This window comes from Faecalibacterium duncaniae, assembly GCF_010509575.1.
GTDB lineage: Bacteria > Bacillota > Clostridia > Oscillospirales > Ruminococcaceae > Faecalibacterium > Faecalibacterium duncaniae.
The window spans coordinates 143,445-159,769 of record NZ_CP048437.1 but is presented as its reverse complement, the minus strand read 5'-3'; the positions used below and the strand labels follow the sequence as shown (position 1 = coordinate 159,769).

Below are 16,325 nucleotides of genomic sequence, written 5' to 3'. Positions count from 1 at the left end.
TTATATCATACAAGTATGAACAAAGCTACTCCCCGCGTTCTTTTCCTTTTTCCCGTTCCGGTTCTCTTGGCTGCCGTAAAATGCTGTCTATGTTCTGTTTGATAACGTCGTACTCTTTGACCTGTTTTTTCAGTCTGCCATAGTCGGCGTAAAGGGCTTCTTTCTGTTCCTGGAGCTTTTCATATTCCGATTGCAGCGCGGTGAGGTTCGGGAGCTTGGAAACGCCCGCCGCCTTTAATGCCTTTGCCGCTGCTTCATGCAAGATGATTTCGCGCTCATGGGCTGCCCGGTAACTGTCCTTATTTCTTGCTTTGCGGTATGCGTCATAGGCGGGTTTTGTCTTTTGGAACGTGGAAACATTCTTGATAAGCACCGCCATATCTACAAGCCGTTTTTCCGCGCTCTTTAATGCGTCTGCCGCCTGTTCGCTCTCTGTCTGTATCTCTGCGATTTTTGCGGTCAAGTCGGTGTATTGTTCAATCTTGTGTTCCGTAATAAAATTCATGGTCTTAGCTGCCTGTTTCAGATTGTGGATTTTCGCCCATTGTTCATAACCCCGGCTCTGCGCCGCCTTGATACTGTTTTCAATATCAATGAGCAGGGACACGCCGCGTTCTGTCTTGGGAGCTTTGGCGGTGCGGGTACGCTTGCCCTCTATCCGTTCCCGGATTGCTTCCTCTGTATAATCTGCGCCGAGGGTTTTCAAACGGGTAAACCGTTCCTGTCCCGGAACCAAACAGGACACATATTTTCCCCGTTTGATTGTGAAGCCTTCTGCCTGTAACCGCGCGAGCAATTCTTCAAAGTCGGACACTTGGGGGATAAGGGTATCGACGGCAAGTTTCAATTTTGCTTTGGCGGTTTTCTCTTTCTTATACACCGCATAATTCTTTCCCTTGCCGCCTTTCTCCGGCACAAGGACGGACAAGCCGTTTTCCCGGCACAGCCTGTCGCTGATGTTGCGTATTCCGTAATAGGTGCGCTTGTTGGAAACATACTTGTGGTAGTCTACAAAGTTTACCGCACAAAAAATGATGTGGTTATGGATATGCCCTTTATCTATGTGAGTGGTAAGGACGTATTCATATTGCCCCTTTGTTACCGCGTCGGCAAGCTGTTTTCCGATTTCATGGGCTTTCTCATAATCGACTTCCCCCGGCTCAAAAGATTGTATCAAATGGTGTGCGAGGTTGTTTCCTCTGTCAAGAGCTTGCGACAATGTAAATCCGAACTCAATATCTGCCGTTTCATAGCTGCACCCGAACGAGGACACCAGCATTTTCCCGTCCGTCTTGTTCGGGTTTTGGATATAGTCAAGGGCTTTTTTTAACGTGCTTTTAATAGGCTTAATCTTTGTAACCGCCATATCTCCGCAAGCACCTCCTTGATTTCTTCTATATCCTCTTGGTAGACGCTGCCCGTCGCATTGACGCGCTTTGCAATCTGATTGACATTGACCCCGATTTTCTGTATCTCCGCTGTCATAGCTTTTATGTCGGCATGGTCTATCTGAATGATATACCCGTCGATTGCCATTTTCCGCAAGTAGGCTTCCATGTTCCGGGTAGGGACGAGCTGCATTTTCTGTTCAATGAACGCCCGTTCTTCCTCTGTTACTCTGAATTTAATTTGTACTGTCCGTTTCCTGCCGTTCATCGGCTCACACTCCTTTCCATTCCGAGGGTTTGGGACACTTCCCAACAAGCAATTTTCAACCGACGCGCCGCAGCGCAGGAGGGCGAAAATACGGAAAGGGTACCCCTTTCCTATGCTTGCTACGAAAGTTTTTCCTTACTTCCTACTACGGAGCTACACCCGATTTTGCCAAACTTCCGCAAAAGAAAAACGCTGCAATCTCAAAAAAAGATTACAACGCTTCTTAAATCCTGTTCAGTTTTGCCGGACACATCTTATCTGCCCTCTTTTTCGACTTTAGCTATTTCCTCTGCTGTTGCGGTCACAATCCGTATGCCCGTATCGCTCATATCGTCAAGGAGCGCGTCAAGCTGCCGCCGATTTGTGTCTTTCCCGGCGGGGCTGTCAAAAAGGAACTGGTCTACGGATATATTATAACGCTGTATAAGCTCAAAGAAAATCTGCAAACTTGGGTGTTGCCCGTTGTTCTCAATGTTCGCAAGGTAACGCGGGGAGATATACATTTCGTCGCTTACTTTCTTGCGGCTCTCCTTGCGCCCTTTCCGAGCTTCTTTTATCGCTTCCCCAAAAGCCTTGAAGTCATACTTTTCTACTGGTCTTTTTGCCATATTCATTCACCCGATTACATTTTACTGTTCCCCTTTCCCGTTGGATATGCTTACACAATTCCTACTATGCACCAAAATAATTCATAATCAGACACTTGCTATTATTCGCCTGTCCGAGTATAATTATACTGATACTGTATGCAGAAAGGACGGGAGAATTATGGAATATATGTCTGCGCCACAGGCAGCGGAAAAATGGGGCATTTCGGAACGACGGGTACAGATACTTTGCAGCCAGAACCGCATACCGGGCGTTTCAAAACTTGGGTATATGTGGCTGATACCAAAGGACGCGGAAAAGCCGATTGACGGGAGAACAAAACAGAGAAAGGAGTTACGCCATGAACAAGGTGCTAATTATTGAGGATGATAAAGAAATATGCTTTATGATAAAAGACCATCTGGAAAAATACAATTATCAAGTATTCTTCACATTTACTGGTGCAAATGCGCTTGAACGTGTAAAAGAATTGACCCCAGATTTAATTATTTTAGATTTAATGCTTCCTTTTATCAGTGGAGATGAGTTAATTAGAACTATTAGAAAATTTTCAAATGTACCTGTAATTGTTGTTTCTGCAAAGAGTTTGACATTTAATAAAGTTGAACTCTTTCGCTTGGGTGCTGATGACTATTTAACAAAGCCATTTGATTTGGACGAATTATTAGCACGGATTGAGCGCAACTTATTGAGAAGTCAAAAATGTACGCCCAATCTTTGTTTGAAATTTGGAGAACTTTCCATTGATACAGCATCAAAAATAGTTACTGTTGCAGACGAAATCATTGTGCTTACCGCAAAAGAATATCAACTTTTAGAACTATTGGCGAAATATCCCGATAAGGTTTTTTCAAAGCAAAATCTTTATGAAAGTATTTGGCAAGAACCATTTGCAAGGGATAACGATGTCATTAACACACATATAAGCAACTTACGCAAAAAATTAAGGAGCGAAGGCTGCCGAATTAAAACCGTATGGGGCTTGGGCTACCGCTTTGCAAAATAAACTTTAGCTATTCTTTAGATTTGCCTTAGATTATTCAAGAAATTATCTGCGATACTAAGTAATAAGAAAGGAGCTGTGAAAATATGAACACAACAGTTTTTGAAGCTATCAACATCACGAAAAAGTATCGCAACACACTGGCCCTAAATCAAGTATCTATGTCTGTAATGCAGGGAGACATTTATGGGTTTATCGGAGAAAACGGTGCAGGTAAAACGACCATGATCCGTTTATTAACTGGGTTAGCAGAACCTACAACTGGCAATATTGCTTTGTTCGGTAAGAGTGATAAGAAACTCGCAAAACAGCGTGAGCGCATTGGTTGTATTATTGAGAGTCCTTCTCTTTATCTTGATATGACAGCCCATGAAAATTTGGAGGTACAACGCCTGCAACGTGGTATTCCTGGAAAGGTTTGCATTGATAATGCTCTGGAATTGGTCAATCTGAGAGACGCCGGAAAGAAAAAAGCAAAAGATTTTTCTTTGGGTATGCGGCAGCGATTAGCTCTTGCAATCGCTTTGCTTGGAAATCCTGAATTTCTCGTACTGGATGAACCAATTAACGGATTAGACCCTACTGGAATTATTGAATTAAGAAACTTACTAAAAAGGTTAAATGAAGAACGTGGAATTACTATTTTAATTTCAAGTCACATTCTCTCGGAGCTTCATCAATTAGCCAATAGATACGGTATCTTACATGAGGGGAAACTTTTGCAGGAAATTACTGCGGCAGAGTTAGAGCAACGCTGCAAAAAGCATTTATTATTACAGGTTAATGATGTAGCTACTACCAGTGCTTTGTTGGAAAGCGAACTGAATACTTCAAATTTTTCTGTTATGCCAGATAAAAGTATTCATCTATATGATTATGTTGAAAATGCCGGAAAAGTATCAGCGTTGCTAAGTGCGAATAATATTATAATTTATCAGTTGGCACAATCCGGAGACAGCCTTGAAACTTATTATACTAATTTGATTGGAGGGTGCAAAAATGATTAACCATTTTAAAGCTGAATTTTATAAATTGTTTCGCTCAAAAATAATGATAGCTATATTAGGCGTATGTGTGGCACTTGTAATGGTCTCCTTTGCACTTGGCGATATGACTTTTTTCGGAGCAGGAGACGGAACAGAAAGTGTAATCGGCTTTCAAGCTAAATGTTACTTATCCAGTGAAATGCCAACTTTTCAAACTGTTGCCCGCTCATCCCTTGCATACACAGCCTTTTTCTGGATTGTTTGCCTTGTATTTGCGACCATATTTTTTACAAAAGAATATAACACGGGCACAATCAAGTTGTCTGTTGCATACGGTACTAAACGGACTATTCTCTATTACACCAAGGCAATTACAATATTGGCAGTGTCCCTGATAACATATCTGATTTTTGTCGCTGCATTTTTCGTTATCGAAATCATACAATCCGGTTATATTCCGTCTGCGAGTGAAGCACTAACCCTGTTTGGATGGGCACTGGCTTGTGGAATCGTTTTGTTAGCATTTGAAAGCATTTCTATTTTCCTGTGTGTTATCATTCAAAATATAGGGGTTGTAACTGGAATTTGCTGCTTATATGTATTCAGCGGAGCGTCTGTTTATTTAATGCTATGGAGTAATATGGACGCGGCTTCAATACCTTTGAAAATTTTTGTGTATGGAAATCCTATGTACTATTGGATGAATTTTTGTTCTTGCCGCACAATGGGGATTATCGAACATTTACCATTTTATTTCATGGGGGGCATTTTGCTTTTGATTGTCGGCGGCATTGCTATGAGTAAGAAAGAAATCAAGTAAAAACAAGGAGGTAGAATATGGGTTGGGCGATTCTGTTTCTTGTTCTAGTAGTATTGGTCATTATCCTTTCAATTTCTTTAATTAACTGGAAAATGCAGATACACAAAGTGAACGTCCAACTAAATGCTATTCTGAATGGAGAAACGAAAAAGTTAGTTACAATATCTTTAACTGATAGGCGGTTGGAGCATTTAGTGGAAATCATAAATCAAATCGTATCAAAAGATAACATTTATCTGGGAGAAATCCGAAAAAAGGAGGATGAACTTAAAGAGAATATTTCTTGCCTTTCTCACGATTTACGGACACCACTAACTTCTATTCGCGGATATTTGCAGCTTTTATCAAGTGCGCCGGACGAAAAAAGACAAGAATATATTTCAGCATTATCAGGAAAAGCCTTGAGATTAGAACGTCTCATAGACGACTTTTATCAAATCTCTCTTTTGGAAGCAGGACAATATCCATTTTATTATGGAAAAGTTGAATTATGCTCATTGCTTACCGAAATCCTGTTGGACAACTATTCGACTTTCAGTGTTAATGGAATTGAACCGCAAATAGAAATACCTGATGTGAATATTTATCTTAATGCTGATAGAAAAGCGTGTATTCGCATTATACAGAATCTTATATTCAATGCGATAACTTCCACTACAAGTAATGTTGTAGTTCAGCTAATTTATAATACAGATTCTGTTCAACTGTGTATCAAAAATCCTATTGCAACTATTCCTACAGAAGAATATTCAAAATTGTTGGAGCGCTTTTATGTGGCAGATATTTCAAGGAGTAACGGTACATCTGGACAGGGACTTTATATTGTAAAAAAGCTGTTGCTGTTGATGAATTGCAAAAATCCAATAATTGAGATACAAGACCATATTTTTAAGATTACGATTGATTTTTCTCCCTTACTCATAAAAAAATAATCTGCCGGACGACGGCAAAAGAAAAAAAGCCGTCGCAGAGCAGAAGCATTTTCACGCGCCTACTATTTTTCGGCGGCTTTGATTTTCAGAGCCGCCGTTTCTTTTTGCCTATCAGAAACCTACGACGACCCTAAACCATGTAAAAGACATGGCGGCTTTAGGAGGGAACCGCCATGAGCTATAAACTGTATCGACAAATTCTTACATTCTTTGACTTATCAAAAAAAGCCCGACCACCGCCGGGGACATTTCTACCCTTGAATATGAACTGTCAAATCATCTGAATACTTTTTACTATACTTATGCGCCTGTCCGGGCTTTTCGGACAGGCGCATTTTGCTTTTTCAAAAATTTTTTGAAAAAGTTTGCTCCCCAGTTGGCAAAATCTTTCGCGCGTCCGTCGAGGGTTTGCGAAAGGGGAGAAATAAACCTGCCCCCACCGGGTACGAAAGGGGGTGAGAATATGGAACCTAATCGCATTGAATGGCAGAAACGCTGCACATTCAACGGCTTTTGCAAAGCGGTATTGAGGAATGAAGCTATCGACGCTATCCGAGAAAGAAAGTATCGGAAAAAGCATGAAGTCACTTTTTCAGACCTGTCGCCACAGGAAGAAAATCAGCTTTACACTTGCGACAAGTATTTTGTAAATGATGAAGCTGAAAAATCTTTCTTTGTCGCTGGGAAAGAAATTACGGCGAAACAGCTTGCCGACGCGCTTCACTCTTTGCCGGAAGAAAAGCGTCAAGCTGTACTGTTGTATTACTTCTTTGATATGAAAGACGCAGAAATCGCGGAGCTGATGAAGATACCGCGCAGCACAGTACAATTTCGACGGACAAGCTCTTTTGAGCTGTTAAAAAGATTTTTGGAGGAAAGCCGATGAATGAACCGATTAGCAACAATCCCGACGAACGCGGCTTATTGCCTTACCCGGTTATTTTAGCCGCAACAAAGGGCGACCCCGAAGCAATGAAAATCGTTGTGCAGCACTACGCAAGCTACATAGCCTACCTGTCTACCCGTAAAGTGCGTGATGAATACGGCAATGTTTATTACGGCATAGACGAGGATATGCGCGACCGGCTGCAAGCGAAGCTCATGCGGGCTGTTCTGGACTATAAGATAGACTGACATAGTATGTGGACGTTCCCCTTTCCGTTCCACATATTCAGACTATCGCAGCACCTTGACAAAGAAAGCGGCGCAAGATAACGGCGACGCAGCATAGGGCAAATCAGATACATTCGATATATGGGGAGCCGTTGGGCTGATACGCGATGACCGAAAGGCGGGAGAAACACCGAGCGAGAACTATCAGCGTTCCATAGCAGACCTTGGCACGTCTGCCGCCACAATCCATATATCGGTATAATGATACTCCCCTACCGCCATAATCCGAGCGTTAGAAGCGTCGCAGGTAATGGGTAGGGCTGCATGAGAACCATGCAGGGGTGCAATTCCCGTGGAGCTTGCCGAAGCCGTCTGATTAAAGCCCACTTTTTGTAAATCTGACTTTTTAGCCATTTATGAAAGGGGGTATTTTCCTATGGCAAAAAAGGAAACTGCAAGCCCCGCTATCCCTGTATTCCCTATGTTAAAGACCGTTGAGCAAATGAGCAAAGTTAGCGGTATCGGGGAAAATAAACTGCGCGAGCTTATGGATAGCGGCGAGCTTGAATATATACAGAATGGAAACCGCCGATTGATAGCTGACGCTGCTATCTGGGACTGGTATCACAGAGCAAAGAAAACAGCGAAGCCCCCGGCACGACAGGGAGGTTAAGCTATGGCGGTATCATCAAGACAAGTTAAGAACAAACGCGACAGTAACGGCGTACTGACCGGGCGACCGGGTACAGTCTACGACGTGAATATAAAATACACCGCCCCGGACGGGAAAAAGAAGTCCTATGCGAAAAAGGGCTTTGCCACCAAAAAGGAAGCGACGCAGCACGAAGCGGAAATGAAAACGAAGCTCCAAAATCCGGGGCAAATTGCGTCAATCACTTCACAGCGGAAACAGACCGTCGCAAGCTACCTTAACGATTGGGTGGAAAGCTACGCAAGAGTGAACTTGCGCCCCTCTACCTATGACGGGTACAAAAAGACGATTGCAAACTATATCAATCCCTATATCGGCGGCGTTGCTCTCAATCAGCTTACCCCCGCTATGGTAGACAAGATGTTTCAGCAGATTATCGACAAAGGATTGAAACCGTCCACCGCTGCCGGGGCAAAACGTGTTTTAAGCGTGGCGTTGAGCCATGCCCGCAAATACCGCTATATCGAAACCAACGCGGCAAAGGACACGCTGACGAAGTTTGGAAAGAGCGACAAGACCCCCGACCCTTACACGCCGGAACAGGTAAAAGCCCTTATGCAGCGCGTCGAGGGTACAGTGTGGGAAATGCCCGTCATTTTAGGCGGGCTTTATGGTATGCGGCGTTCTGAAATCTTGGGCTTGCGTTGGCGCAATGTTGACTTGGAAAACAACACTTTTGATGTTTCCGAGCAGCTTCCCTTTAAGGTGCCGCCAAAAACAAAGGTTATCGAGGAAATGGCACCGCCGAAGTCCAACGGGCGCACGCTGCCGATTACAGAGCTTGCCCGCCCGTTCTTCCTAAAACAGTTTGCCATGCAGGAAGCACAGCGCGAACAGGCAGAAAAAGACGGGAAACCTTATTATGACAATGACCTTGTTGTAGCAAAGCCGGACGGTTCCCCTATCTCCGCGTCGTGGGTATCTTCACAGTTTGGAAAACTGCTTGAAGATTTGGATATGCCGCATATTCGCTTTCACGATTTACGCCATACGGCGGCTACGAATATGCACCAACTGACGGGCGACTTCTACACCGTAGGCGAAGTGTTAGGACATACGCTTGCGGGTATCGGCGTATCGCTTGGATTGTCTATGAACTTTGAAGCCGTTACTGCCCGCTATGTTGACGTGCGGCTTGAACGGAAAAAAGAAGTCCTGGACGCTTATCATGGGGCTGTCAAACAGGCAGACCCGGCAAAGGCAAAGGAAGCCGAGCCGAAGAAAGCAAAGAGTGCGGCGAAGAAAAAGAGCAGCGAAATTGAGCTTTAACCGCCTTATCTTTTTACTGCTTCTTATAGCCTTTTATAGCCCCGCGTGGGATTTGGGCACCATTTGGGCACCATTAGCCGAAAACGCACCACCAAAACAGGCGATAAAAGAAACGCCGAGAACACGCAAAAACATAGTGTTTATGCGGGTTTCCGGCGTTTTCTAATCCCTCAACCGACTTAAATCTATCTTGTGCGAGAGAAAAAAATTCTACTATTTTTTATCAATTATTTCCGGCACTGGAAATGTCACCAAATGTAAACTCACGATTGGAGGAAATGCAACCATTGTTAGGGGAAATTTCGACAACACTGTGATAAATAACGGAAAAATCAGTGGCGGTTATTTTTATTCTTCTTCTCCTCTCACAAATCATGGCACTATCATCGATGGTTTATTTGTATCTGCCGTATCCAATGAATCTGAAGGCAAGATTGAAAATGGCACGTTTAGATCTACCGTTACCAACAACGGCATCATAAAGGGCGGCATTTTTTCAGAACAACCAGCAGGTGGCACTGTCGCTAGCGGCTATACCTTGAATATTAATTTCCCGGAGAATGGCAGCTATGAGATTATTGATGCAGGAATCAGTTATTTCGGCAACAGCGGTTATGTCATTCCCAATTCCAACCATAATACCAGCATCAGCATCTATATTTTTTTCCGTGACAGTCAAGCAATATTATTTCCTATTGATGTTACATTCGGAGAAACACATTGTTTGTTAGAAGATTGGGCACCAAGTGCAAGATATTACGATAATGGTAGTGGTTATTTTTCTGTCACTTTTACCGCACCACACGCCGATGCGGACACCGTTACCCTGAGCATACTGACCCGGCTGGTGATCGATAAAGCCGGCTACCCCGTTGGCACCGAAGGCGGCACCCGGGATTACAGCGGCAACGGCTGGAAGTTTGAGAAGGGCAATGGCACACTGACGCTGGAAAGCGGCAATTATAATTTCTCCGGTGAGAAAAACGCACTGCACCCCTTGAACCCGGCTGTCCAGTTGAAGGTCAAATCCGGTGCAACGCTGACCGGCGGCGCGTTCAAAAACGAGCCCACTGGTGAAGGTGCAGGCACATTCAGAACAGTCACCCTGAACGGAACCGGTTCTATCACAGCAGTCAATGGTCTTGCGTCCGGCGACTGGGGCAACAAACTTTATGCAGTCAAGACCGGGAATAATACCATTACCGCCAGTGAACCCATCCGGGATATCAACCGCATTTTATTGGAAAACGATGATCCTATATATCCGAATCCTTCCAACAAAAAAACCGTGTGCATCAATATACAACAATTTCTTAATTCTGTGAGTGCTCTTGATCCGGAAGCGAATATCATACTGAACCAAGCTTCTTACGATTTGCCCCTTATCATGGCCAGCAATGGCACACCGGTTATAGTCAATGCTCCTTTTGAGGCCGGTGGAGGACATTATACCTACTATGGTGACGGTTGGCACATCCAGAAATCATTTGAGGGCATCGGCACACTGTATCTGACCGGCGGAAAAACCTACAACTTCCGCTCTACCGATCCTGTCAATAAAAAAGGTGAACCTCTAAACGCCGTGATATGCAGTATCGTCAATGAAGGCGGCATCATCGAAGATGGTACTTTCAGCAAGCCGATAGCCAATGGTCAACCTGGCAGCACTTCAAGCGAACCCCATGAAATCGAGGGCGGCACATTTGCGGCCGGTTTGCTTTATAATGACGGAACGATAACCGGCGGTGCATTCAACGGAAAAGACAGCATTCTCCCCCTTGGAATCGGGCTGAGTGGAAATTATCGCTCCGTTACCGTAAAAGATGGAGCTATCGTGAAAGTAAACGACACGTTTCCTCTTGTTTACGATAAGACCACCCATGATTTGGTTCAGGGCTCCGCATGGGATCTGTATTCTTATGCAGGCACCGTCCTCACCGTAAAAGCGGATGCAGATATTACAAATATCAACGGTCAAAAAATCGGCGAGGCATTCAGCAGCTACTACCTGAACGGTGAAACCGACAAAAAAGTGGTACGCTTTGTGATGCCCGACAGCGATGTGGAGTTGAACTCGACCAAAATCGTTGTTCCCGAACCGAAGCCCGAACCCAAACCTGACCCCGAACCCGAAGCCCCCACCTACACCCTGACGGTAAAGGGCGGCACGTTCACCTACAACGGCGGCGAAGCCATGACCAGCGCCAGCGTGCCGGTGGATGCCGAGGTCAAGGTGACGCTGAACCAGAGCGCCGTGCCCGAGGGCATGGTGTTCGACCTGTGGGCCATGGATGGAGCCAGCCTGCTGGGCAACCCGGCGGTCGCCTACAACGAGGAGAGCTTTACCATCCCGGCGGGCAGCGTGGCCAAGGGCAGCACCGTGACCGTGGAAGCCCAGTACCGGGATGCCACCATCGAGAGCGAGCCCAGCGTTCTGGGCACTGCCGCCATCATCGGCGTGGCCGGTGCAGGCACGGCGGTCATCGTGTGGCAGGGCTACCGCATCGGCATGGAGCTGTACGAGAAGTATTTCCAGCCCACGCCGGAAGAAACTGCGGCAGAGCAGCCCGCCCCGGAAGCTCTGGCAGCTGCCGCTTCCTGAACGCAGGCGCACCCGCTCCCTTCCACGGCTGACAGAACCGCATAAAAACAGCGCCGCTCCATCGTTTGTGGTGCGGCGCATTTTTGCGGTTCAATCCCGGCGCAAAGGCAGGGTAAGGGACATTTTCTGGTAGGCAATGCGGGGCGTGCCATCCTCCACATGGATGATGCCGCACCTGGTAAAGCCGTTTTCTTCCAGCAGGTGCTGCATGATCTTGTTGTCGGCGTGGGTGTCGGCCCGCAGGCTCTCGCAGTGCTCCAGGCACCAGGTGATCACAGCGGCGGCAACGCCGGGGTGCCTGCCCGCCGAAGCCAGCCGGTGGATGGTGCCGTAGGGCAGGGTATCGTTCAGCCACTTGCCATCCTCGATCCGGGCATAGGTGGGGTCCGGGCCAAGGATAAAGGCAAACACGCCCTCCAGCTCGCCGTTGACAAGGTAGAGGAACAGCCGGTTGGAATCAATGTCCTCTTCCAGCAGCTCCTGCGGCGGGAAATGATCTCCCCACTGGGTGGGGTTGCCGGAATCCGCCATCGCCTGCCGGGCGCGGGCATAAATTTTCAGGATCGCATCCAGATCTGCACGTCTTGCTCCACGAAACATCTTCATCCAACCTCTCTTCCGGCGGGCCGCTGCCCGCCCTGATCGTTCTGCCTTAATATAACACAAAACGGCCCTCTCCGTCAAAGCCTGCTGCAAAGGCGGAGAGGGTCGTTCACTGATGCACTTATGTGCGCTGGCTGCGTGCCCGGCGGTACTCCCGGGGGCTCTGGCCATACCGCTCATGGAACAGGCGGTAGAAGTAGCTGGTGTTCTCGTAGCCCACCTGGGTGATGATCTGCTGGATGTTCAGGTCGCTGCGGCGCAGCAGGCGGGCGGCGGTCTCCATCCGGTGCTTCTGCAGCAGCTCCTTATAGGTCTTTCCGGTCTGGGCCCGGACGCACTCGCTGACATACGCCAGCGAAACGCCGTAGCTGCGGGCCACATTGGAAAGGCTTGCTTCGCGGTAATTCTGGGTGATCTCCTGCAATGCCGCCTGGACCAGCGCTTCGCGGCTGACCGCCTCGCCGCGCGTTTCCAGCGGGAAATTCTTGGTCTGTACCATAGCGTTAAAACCCTCCGTTGCGGCAGCGGCGGGCGGGGACAGGGGGATGCCGGACACCCGCCGCAGCCAGTTCATCAGGCTTTCTGGGGAAGCCTTTCTGCCTATAATACGGGCGGGTCACAGAAATAATTGCAGGAAGCTCAAATTTTTACAGAAACAAAAGATCAGAACATATTTTCGTTATGATAACGCCCGCTGCGGACGAACTCCACCCACTCGGCCAGGTTTACGGCGTGGTCGCCGATGCGCTCCAGGTACTTGATGACCATGAGCAGATCCAGGGCGGCATCCACCTTGCCGGGGTCGGCGGCGATCTCCTGCGCCAGCGTATGCTTGATGGCGTTGAAATCGTAGTCCACCTCATCGTCGGCGGCAATGACCCTGAGGGCGGCCTGCTCGTTCTCAGAGGTCAGGGCATTCAGGGCATCCAGGATCATCTTGTGCGCCTTCTGGCCCATCTTGATGGCCTAGCTCACAGCAGGGTCGCCCTCCTTGCGGACAGTGACCAGATGGGGGATGATCTCCGCGATATCGGAGGCATGGTCGCCGATGCGCTCCACATCCGTGACCACCTTCATGGTGGTGGAGATGCGGCGCAGGTCGCCTGCCACCGGCTGCTGGCGGAGCAGCAGGGTCATGCAGCGGTGCTCAATGTCCCGCTCCATGTTGTTGATGCGGCCATCGCCCTGCGCCACGGCGGCGGCAGCCTCGGCATCGGCGGTGCAGAGGGCTTCCATTGCAGCTTCCACGGCATCGGCAGCGCTCTGACCCATCTCGGTCAGGGCCGTTTTCAGGGCAGCAAGGTCGTTTTCGTATTGTGTGCGGTTGCTCATTGCGTTTTTCTCCTTAGCCGAACCGGCCCGAAATGTAATCCTCGGTGCGCTTATCCTGCGGGGTGCTGAAGATCTGCGCCGTGGGGCCGGCTTCCACCAGCTCGCCCAGCAGGAAGAAGGCGGTGCGGTCGCTGATACGGGCTGCCTGCTGCATGTTATGGGTCACGATGACCACGGTGTAGTTCTTTTTCAGCTCGCTCATCAGCTCTTCCACCTTCATGGTGGAGCCGGGGTCCAGGGCGCTGGTGGGCTCATCCATCAGCAGGACTTCGGGCTTGACAGCCAGGGCGCGGGCAATGCACAGGCGCTGCTGCTGGCCGCCGGAAAGGCCCAGAGCGCTCTTTTTCAGGCGGTCCTTGACCTCGTTCCAGAGGGCGGCACCCTTCAGGGAGCTTTCCACCAGCTCGTCCAGCTCTGCCTTGTTGTGCACACCGTGCAGCCTGGGGCCGTAGGTGATGTTATCGTAGATGCTCATGGGGAAGGGGTTGGCCTTCTGGAACACCATGCCCACCCGGCGGCGCAGCTCAGTAGGCTGCATCTCGCGGGCAAAGATGTCCTGTCCTTTCAGGCGGACATCACCCTCGATGCGGATCCCGGGCACAAGGTCGTTCATCCGGTTCAGGGTCTTCAGGAAGGTGGACTTGCCGCAGCCGGAGGGGCCGATCAGGGCCGTGATCTCCCGCTCGCCCATGTCCAGCGAAATATCTTTCAGCGCCTTGAAATCCCCGTACCAGAGGTTCAGGTTTTTGGCTGTGATAATGGGTGATACGTTTTCCATAGTTTTCCTCTTGTATTGACTCCCTCAGTCGCGGCTATGCCGCGCCAGCTCCCTCTGAGAGGGAGCCTTTTGCGTTGCGGGCAGGATAAGCCTCCCTCCGTGAGGGAGGTGGCATCGCGCAGCGATGACGGAGGGAGTTATTTACTGCTTCTGTTTCAGTTTGGTTTTGGCCAGCCGGGCTGCCAGATTGATGGCAAGCACCAGCACCAACAGCACTGCACCAATGGCCCAGGCGGAGTCGAAATCGCCGTCCTCAAAGGCACGGAGGTAGAGCAGCACCGACAGGGTGGCACCGTTGGAGGTGTAGGCCTTGAGCACGCCGTTGGCAATGACCTCGGCGGCACCGGCGGTGAAGAGCAGCGCGGCGCTTTCGCCCACGATGCGGCCCACGGCCAGGATGCAGCCGGTCACGATGCCGTCGATGCTGCAGGGCAGCACGATGGTGCGGATGATGTGCCACTTGCCCGCACCCAGACCCAGCGCACCCTCACGGTAGCCCTGGGGCACCGTTTTCAGGGATTCCTGGGTGGTGCGGATGATGGTGGGCAGGTTCATGATCACCAGCGTCAGGCTGCCGGAGAGCAGGCAGGTCTGAAAGCCCAGCGTCTGGGCGAACACCAGCATACCCACCAGACCGTAAATGATACTGGGGATGCCTGCCAGCGTCTCGTTGGTGAACTCGATCATCGAGATGACCTTGCGGTTCTGGGCGTACTCGGTCAGGTAAACGGCCGCGCCCACACCCAGCGGCAGTACGATCAAAAGCGTCAGCAGGATGACATACAGCGTGTTGAGGATCGCAGGCAGGATGCCGTCCGTGCCCTTCAGCACACTGGCGGTGGTGGTCAGGAATTTCCAGCTGATGTGCGGGATGCCGCGCACCAGCACCATGCCCAGAATGCCCGCCACCAGTACGATGACCAGCACAGCCGAAGCCCAGACCAGAGCGTTCATCACGCGGTTCCAGGTGCGGCGGGAGGCAGAAGCACTGTTATTCATCGCGCTTTCCTCCCTTCAACACCACATTGAGCAGGATATTGATGCCCATGATAAAGACGAACAGCACCAGCGCAATGCTGAACAGCGCCTGTTTCTGCAGGCCGCTGGCGTAGCTCATCTCCTTGGCAATGGCGGTGGTCAGGAAGGTGACGCTGCGGAACAGGCTGTCCGGCATGTTGGGGCTGTTGCCAGCCACCATCATCACGGCCATGGCCTCGCCGATGGCGCGGCCGATGCCCAGCACGATACCGGCTGCAATGCCGCTCCTGGCAGCGGGGACGCTGACCTTGAACCAGGTCTCGGCATCCGTTGCGCCCAGAGCCAGGCTGCCCTGCTCATACTCCGGCGGCACAGCGTTGAGCGCTGTGACCGACACCGACACGATGCTGGGCAGGATCATCACCGCCAGCACCACGATGCCGCTCAGCAGGCAGGCACCGGAGGCCTTGCCAAAGGTCCTGGCCACGGCGGGCACCAGCACCTGCATGCCCAGCAGGCCGAACACCACGCTGGGGATGCCGCTCAGCAGCTCAATGGCGGTCACGACCACGGTGCGCACCTTCGGGCCTGCGGCCTTGGAGAGGAACACCGCCGTCAGCAGGCCGATGGGCACACCGATCACGGTGGCACCCAGCGTGCCGTAAACGCTGGACAGGATGAAGGGCAGGATGCCGTAGGCCGGGTCGGCAGCGGTGGAAGCCCACCGGGTGCCGAACAGGAACCGGAACAGCCCGATCTTCTGGATGGCAGGCACACCGGAGAGGACCATGTACACCGAGATCAGGAGCACACAGCCCACCGCCAGAATGCCGCAGAGGAAGAAGATGAAGTTCATCACCGCTTCCAGCCACTCAGCAGGGGTTCTGGGGAGAGAAATCTTTTTGTTGTTCATAGCATCATTGCTTTCCGCA

General features: G+C 49.7%; 21 protein-coding genes. 10 read left to right on the top strand and 11 right to left on the bottom strand.

Features of this window, described 5'->3' with window-relative positions:
- Positions 1 to 25: 25 nt before the first annotated feature.
- The 3 genes from GXM22_RS00720 to GXM22_RS00710 all read right to left on the bottom strand — a co-directional run bounded on the left by GXM22_RS00720 (position 26) and on the right by GXM22_RS00710 (position 2,264).
- Entirely contained in the window at positions 26 to 1,366 is a 1,341-nt protein-coding gene (locus GXM22_RS00720; protein ID WP_005928627.1) for a relaxase/mobilization nuclease domain-containing protein, read from the bottom strand.
- Complete coding sequence (locus GXM22_RS00715; RefSeq protein WP_005422959.1) at positions 1,327 to 1,656, bottom strand: plasmid mobilization protein; 330 nt, start codon at positions 1,654 to 1,656, stop codon at positions 1,327 to 1,329. The genes GXM22_RS00720 and GXM22_RS00715 overlap by 40 nt, the downstream gene beginning before the upstream one ends.
- A 254-nt stretch (positions 1,657 to 1,910) precedes the next feature.
- The gene (locus GXM22_RS00710) at positions 1,911 to 2,264 is read right to left on the bottom strand and encodes a helix-turn-helix domain-containing protein (RefSeq protein WP_015542399.1); all 354 of its coding nucleotides are present in this window, start codon (positions 2,262 to 2,264) and stop codon (positions 1,911 to 1,913) included.
- Between the two features lie 160 nt (positions 2,265 to 2,424).
- Here GXM22_RS00710 and GXM22_RS00705 point away from each other — a divergent pair, with 160 nt between their 5' ends.
- The 9 genes from GXM22_RS00705 to GXM22_RS00660 all read left to right on the top strand — a co-directional run bounded on the left by GXM22_RS00705 (position 2,425) and on the right by GXM22_RS00660 (position 9,100).
- Positions 2,425 to 2,628, top strand: a complete 204-nt coding sequence (locus GXM22_RS00705) for a helix-turn-helix domain-containing protein (protein WP_015542398.1) — start codon at positions 2,425 to 2,427, stop codon at positions 2,626 to 2,628.
- Positions 2,606 to 3,271, top strand: a complete 666-nt coding sequence (locus GXM22_RS00700; RefSeq protein ID WP_005928637.1) for a response regulator transcription factor — start codon at positions 2,606 to 2,608, stop codon at positions 3,269 to 3,271. Before GXM22_RS00705 ends, GXM22_RS00700 begins: the two co-directional genes overlap by 23 nt.
- 83 nt (positions 3,272 to 3,354) lie before the next feature.
- Entirely contained in the window at positions 3,355 to 4,275 is a 921-nt protein-coding gene (locus GXM22_RS00695) for an ATP-binding cassette domain-containing protein (RefSeq protein WP_005928640.1), read from the top strand.
- Positions 4,268 to 5,074 (top strand): ABC transporter permease, encoded by an 807-nt coding sequence (locus tag GXM22_RS00690; protein WP_005928643.1) that lies wholly within the window; start codon positions 4,268 to 4,270, stop codon positions 5,072 to 5,074. The genes GXM22_RS00695 and GXM22_RS00690 overlap by 8 nt, the downstream gene beginning before the upstream one ends.
- Before the next feature lie 17 nt (positions 5,075 to 5,091).
- On the top strand, positions 5,092 to 6,006 hold the full coding sequence (locus GXM22_RS00685) for a sensor histidine kinase (protein ID WP_005928646.1): 915 nt from the start codon (positions 5,092 to 5,094) through the stop codon (positions 6,004 to 6,006).
- Between the two features lie 463 nt (positions 6,007 to 6,469).
- A complete protein-coding gene (locus GXM22_RS00680; RefSeq protein WP_005928648.1) occupies positions 6,470 to 6,892 on the top strand; it encodes an RNA polymerase sigma factor in 423 nt (140 codons plus the stop codon).
- Positions 6,889 to 7,140 (top strand): helix-turn-helix domain-containing protein, encoded by a 252-nt coding sequence (locus GXM22_RS00675; protein WP_005928652.1) that lies wholly within the window; start codon positions 6,889 to 6,891, stop codon positions 7,138 to 7,140. Before GXM22_RS00680 ends, GXM22_RS00675 begins: the two co-directional genes overlap by 4 nt.
- Before the next feature lie 415 nt (positions 7,141 to 7,555).
- The gene (locus GXM22_RS00665) at positions 7,556 to 7,792 is read left to right on the top strand and encodes a MerR family transcriptional regulator (protein ID WP_005928655.1); all 237 of its coding nucleotides are present in this window, start codon (positions 7,556 to 7,558) and stop codon (positions 7,790 to 7,792) included.
- 3 nt (positions 7,793 to 7,795) lie between these two features.
- Positions 7,796 to 9,100: a tyrosine-type recombinase/integrase gene (locus tag GXM22_RS00660; protein WP_005928658.1), complete on the top strand. Its 1,305-nt coding sequence runs from the start codon at positions 7,796 to 7,798 to the stop codon at positions 9,098 to 9,100.
- Between the two features lie 496 nt (positions 9,101 to 9,596).
- On the opposite strand, the gene GXM22_RS00655 is transcribed toward GXM22_RS00660, so the two are convergent.
- On the bottom strand, positions 9,597 to 9,779 hold the full coding sequence (locus GXM22_RS00655) for a hypothetical protein (protein ID WP_035393186.1): 183 nt from the start codon (positions 9,777 to 9,779) through the stop codon (positions 9,597 to 9,599).
- A gap of 45 nt (positions 9,780 to 9,824) precedes the next feature.
- Between GXM22_RS00655 and GXM22_RS00650 the strand changes: the two genes are divergently transcribed.
- Complete coding sequence (locus tag GXM22_RS00650) at positions 9,825 to 11,702, top strand: hypothetical protein (protein ID WP_147585115.1); 1,878 nt, start codon at positions 9,825 to 9,827, stop codon at positions 11,700 to 11,702.
- Between the two features lie 90 nt (positions 11,703 to 11,792).
- Here the strand turns inward: GXM22_RS00650 and GXM22_RS00645 are convergent, their stop codons facing one another.
- From GXM22_RS00645 to pstC, 7 genes are all read right to left on the bottom strand, one after another.
- Complete coding sequence (locus tag GXM22_RS00645) at positions 11,793 to 12,302, bottom strand: acetyltransferase (protein ID WP_035393427.1); 510 nt, start codon at positions 12,300 to 12,302, stop codon at positions 11,793 to 11,795.
- A 124-nt stretch (positions 12,303 to 12,426) separates the two neighbouring features.
- Positions 12,427 to 12,879 carry a helix-turn-helix transcriptional regulator gene (locus tag GXM22_RS00640; protein WP_005928664.1) on the bottom strand — a complete coding sequence of 151 codons (453 nt, stop codon included), beginning with the start codon at positions 12,877 to 12,879 and terminating at the stop codon, positions 12,427 to 12,429.
- 89 nt (positions 12,880 to 12,968) lie between these two features.
- Positions 12,969 to 13,262, bottom strand: coding sequence for a phosphate signaling complex PhoU family protein (locus GXM22_RS15170; protein WP_005928666.1), 294 nt, complete (start codon positions 13,260 to 13,262; stop codon positions 12,969 to 12,971).
- Positions 13,263 to 13,271: 9 nt separating this feature from the next.
- On the bottom strand, positions 13,272 to 13,637 hold the full coding sequence (locus GXM22_RS15165) for a phosphate signaling complex PhoU family protein (RefSeq protein ID WP_005928668.1): 366 nt from the start codon (positions 13,635 to 13,637) through the stop codon (positions 13,272 to 13,274).
- 13 nt (positions 13,638 to 13,650) lie between these two features.
- Complete coding sequence (gene pstB, locus GXM22_RS00630) at positions 13,651 to 14,415, bottom strand: phosphate ABC transporter ATP-binding protein PstB (RefSeq protein ID WP_005928671.1); 765 nt, start codon at positions 14,413 to 14,415, stop codon at positions 13,651 to 13,653.
- A 141-nt stretch (positions 14,416 to 14,556) separates the two neighbouring features.
- Positions 14,557 to 15,414, bottom strand: coding sequence for a phosphate ABC transporter permease PstA (gene pstA / locus GXM22_RS00625; protein WP_035393191.1), 858 nt, complete (start codon positions 15,412 to 15,414; stop codon positions 14,557 to 14,559).
- Complete coding sequence (gene pstC, locus GXM22_RS00620; RefSeq protein ID WP_005928677.1) at positions 15,407 to 16,306, bottom strand: phosphate ABC transporter permease subunit PstC; 900 nt, start codon at positions 16,304 to 16,306, stop codon at positions 15,407 to 15,409. Before pstC ends, pstA begins: the two co-directional genes overlap by 8 nt.
- Positions 16,307 to 16,325: the final 19 nt, after the last annotated feature.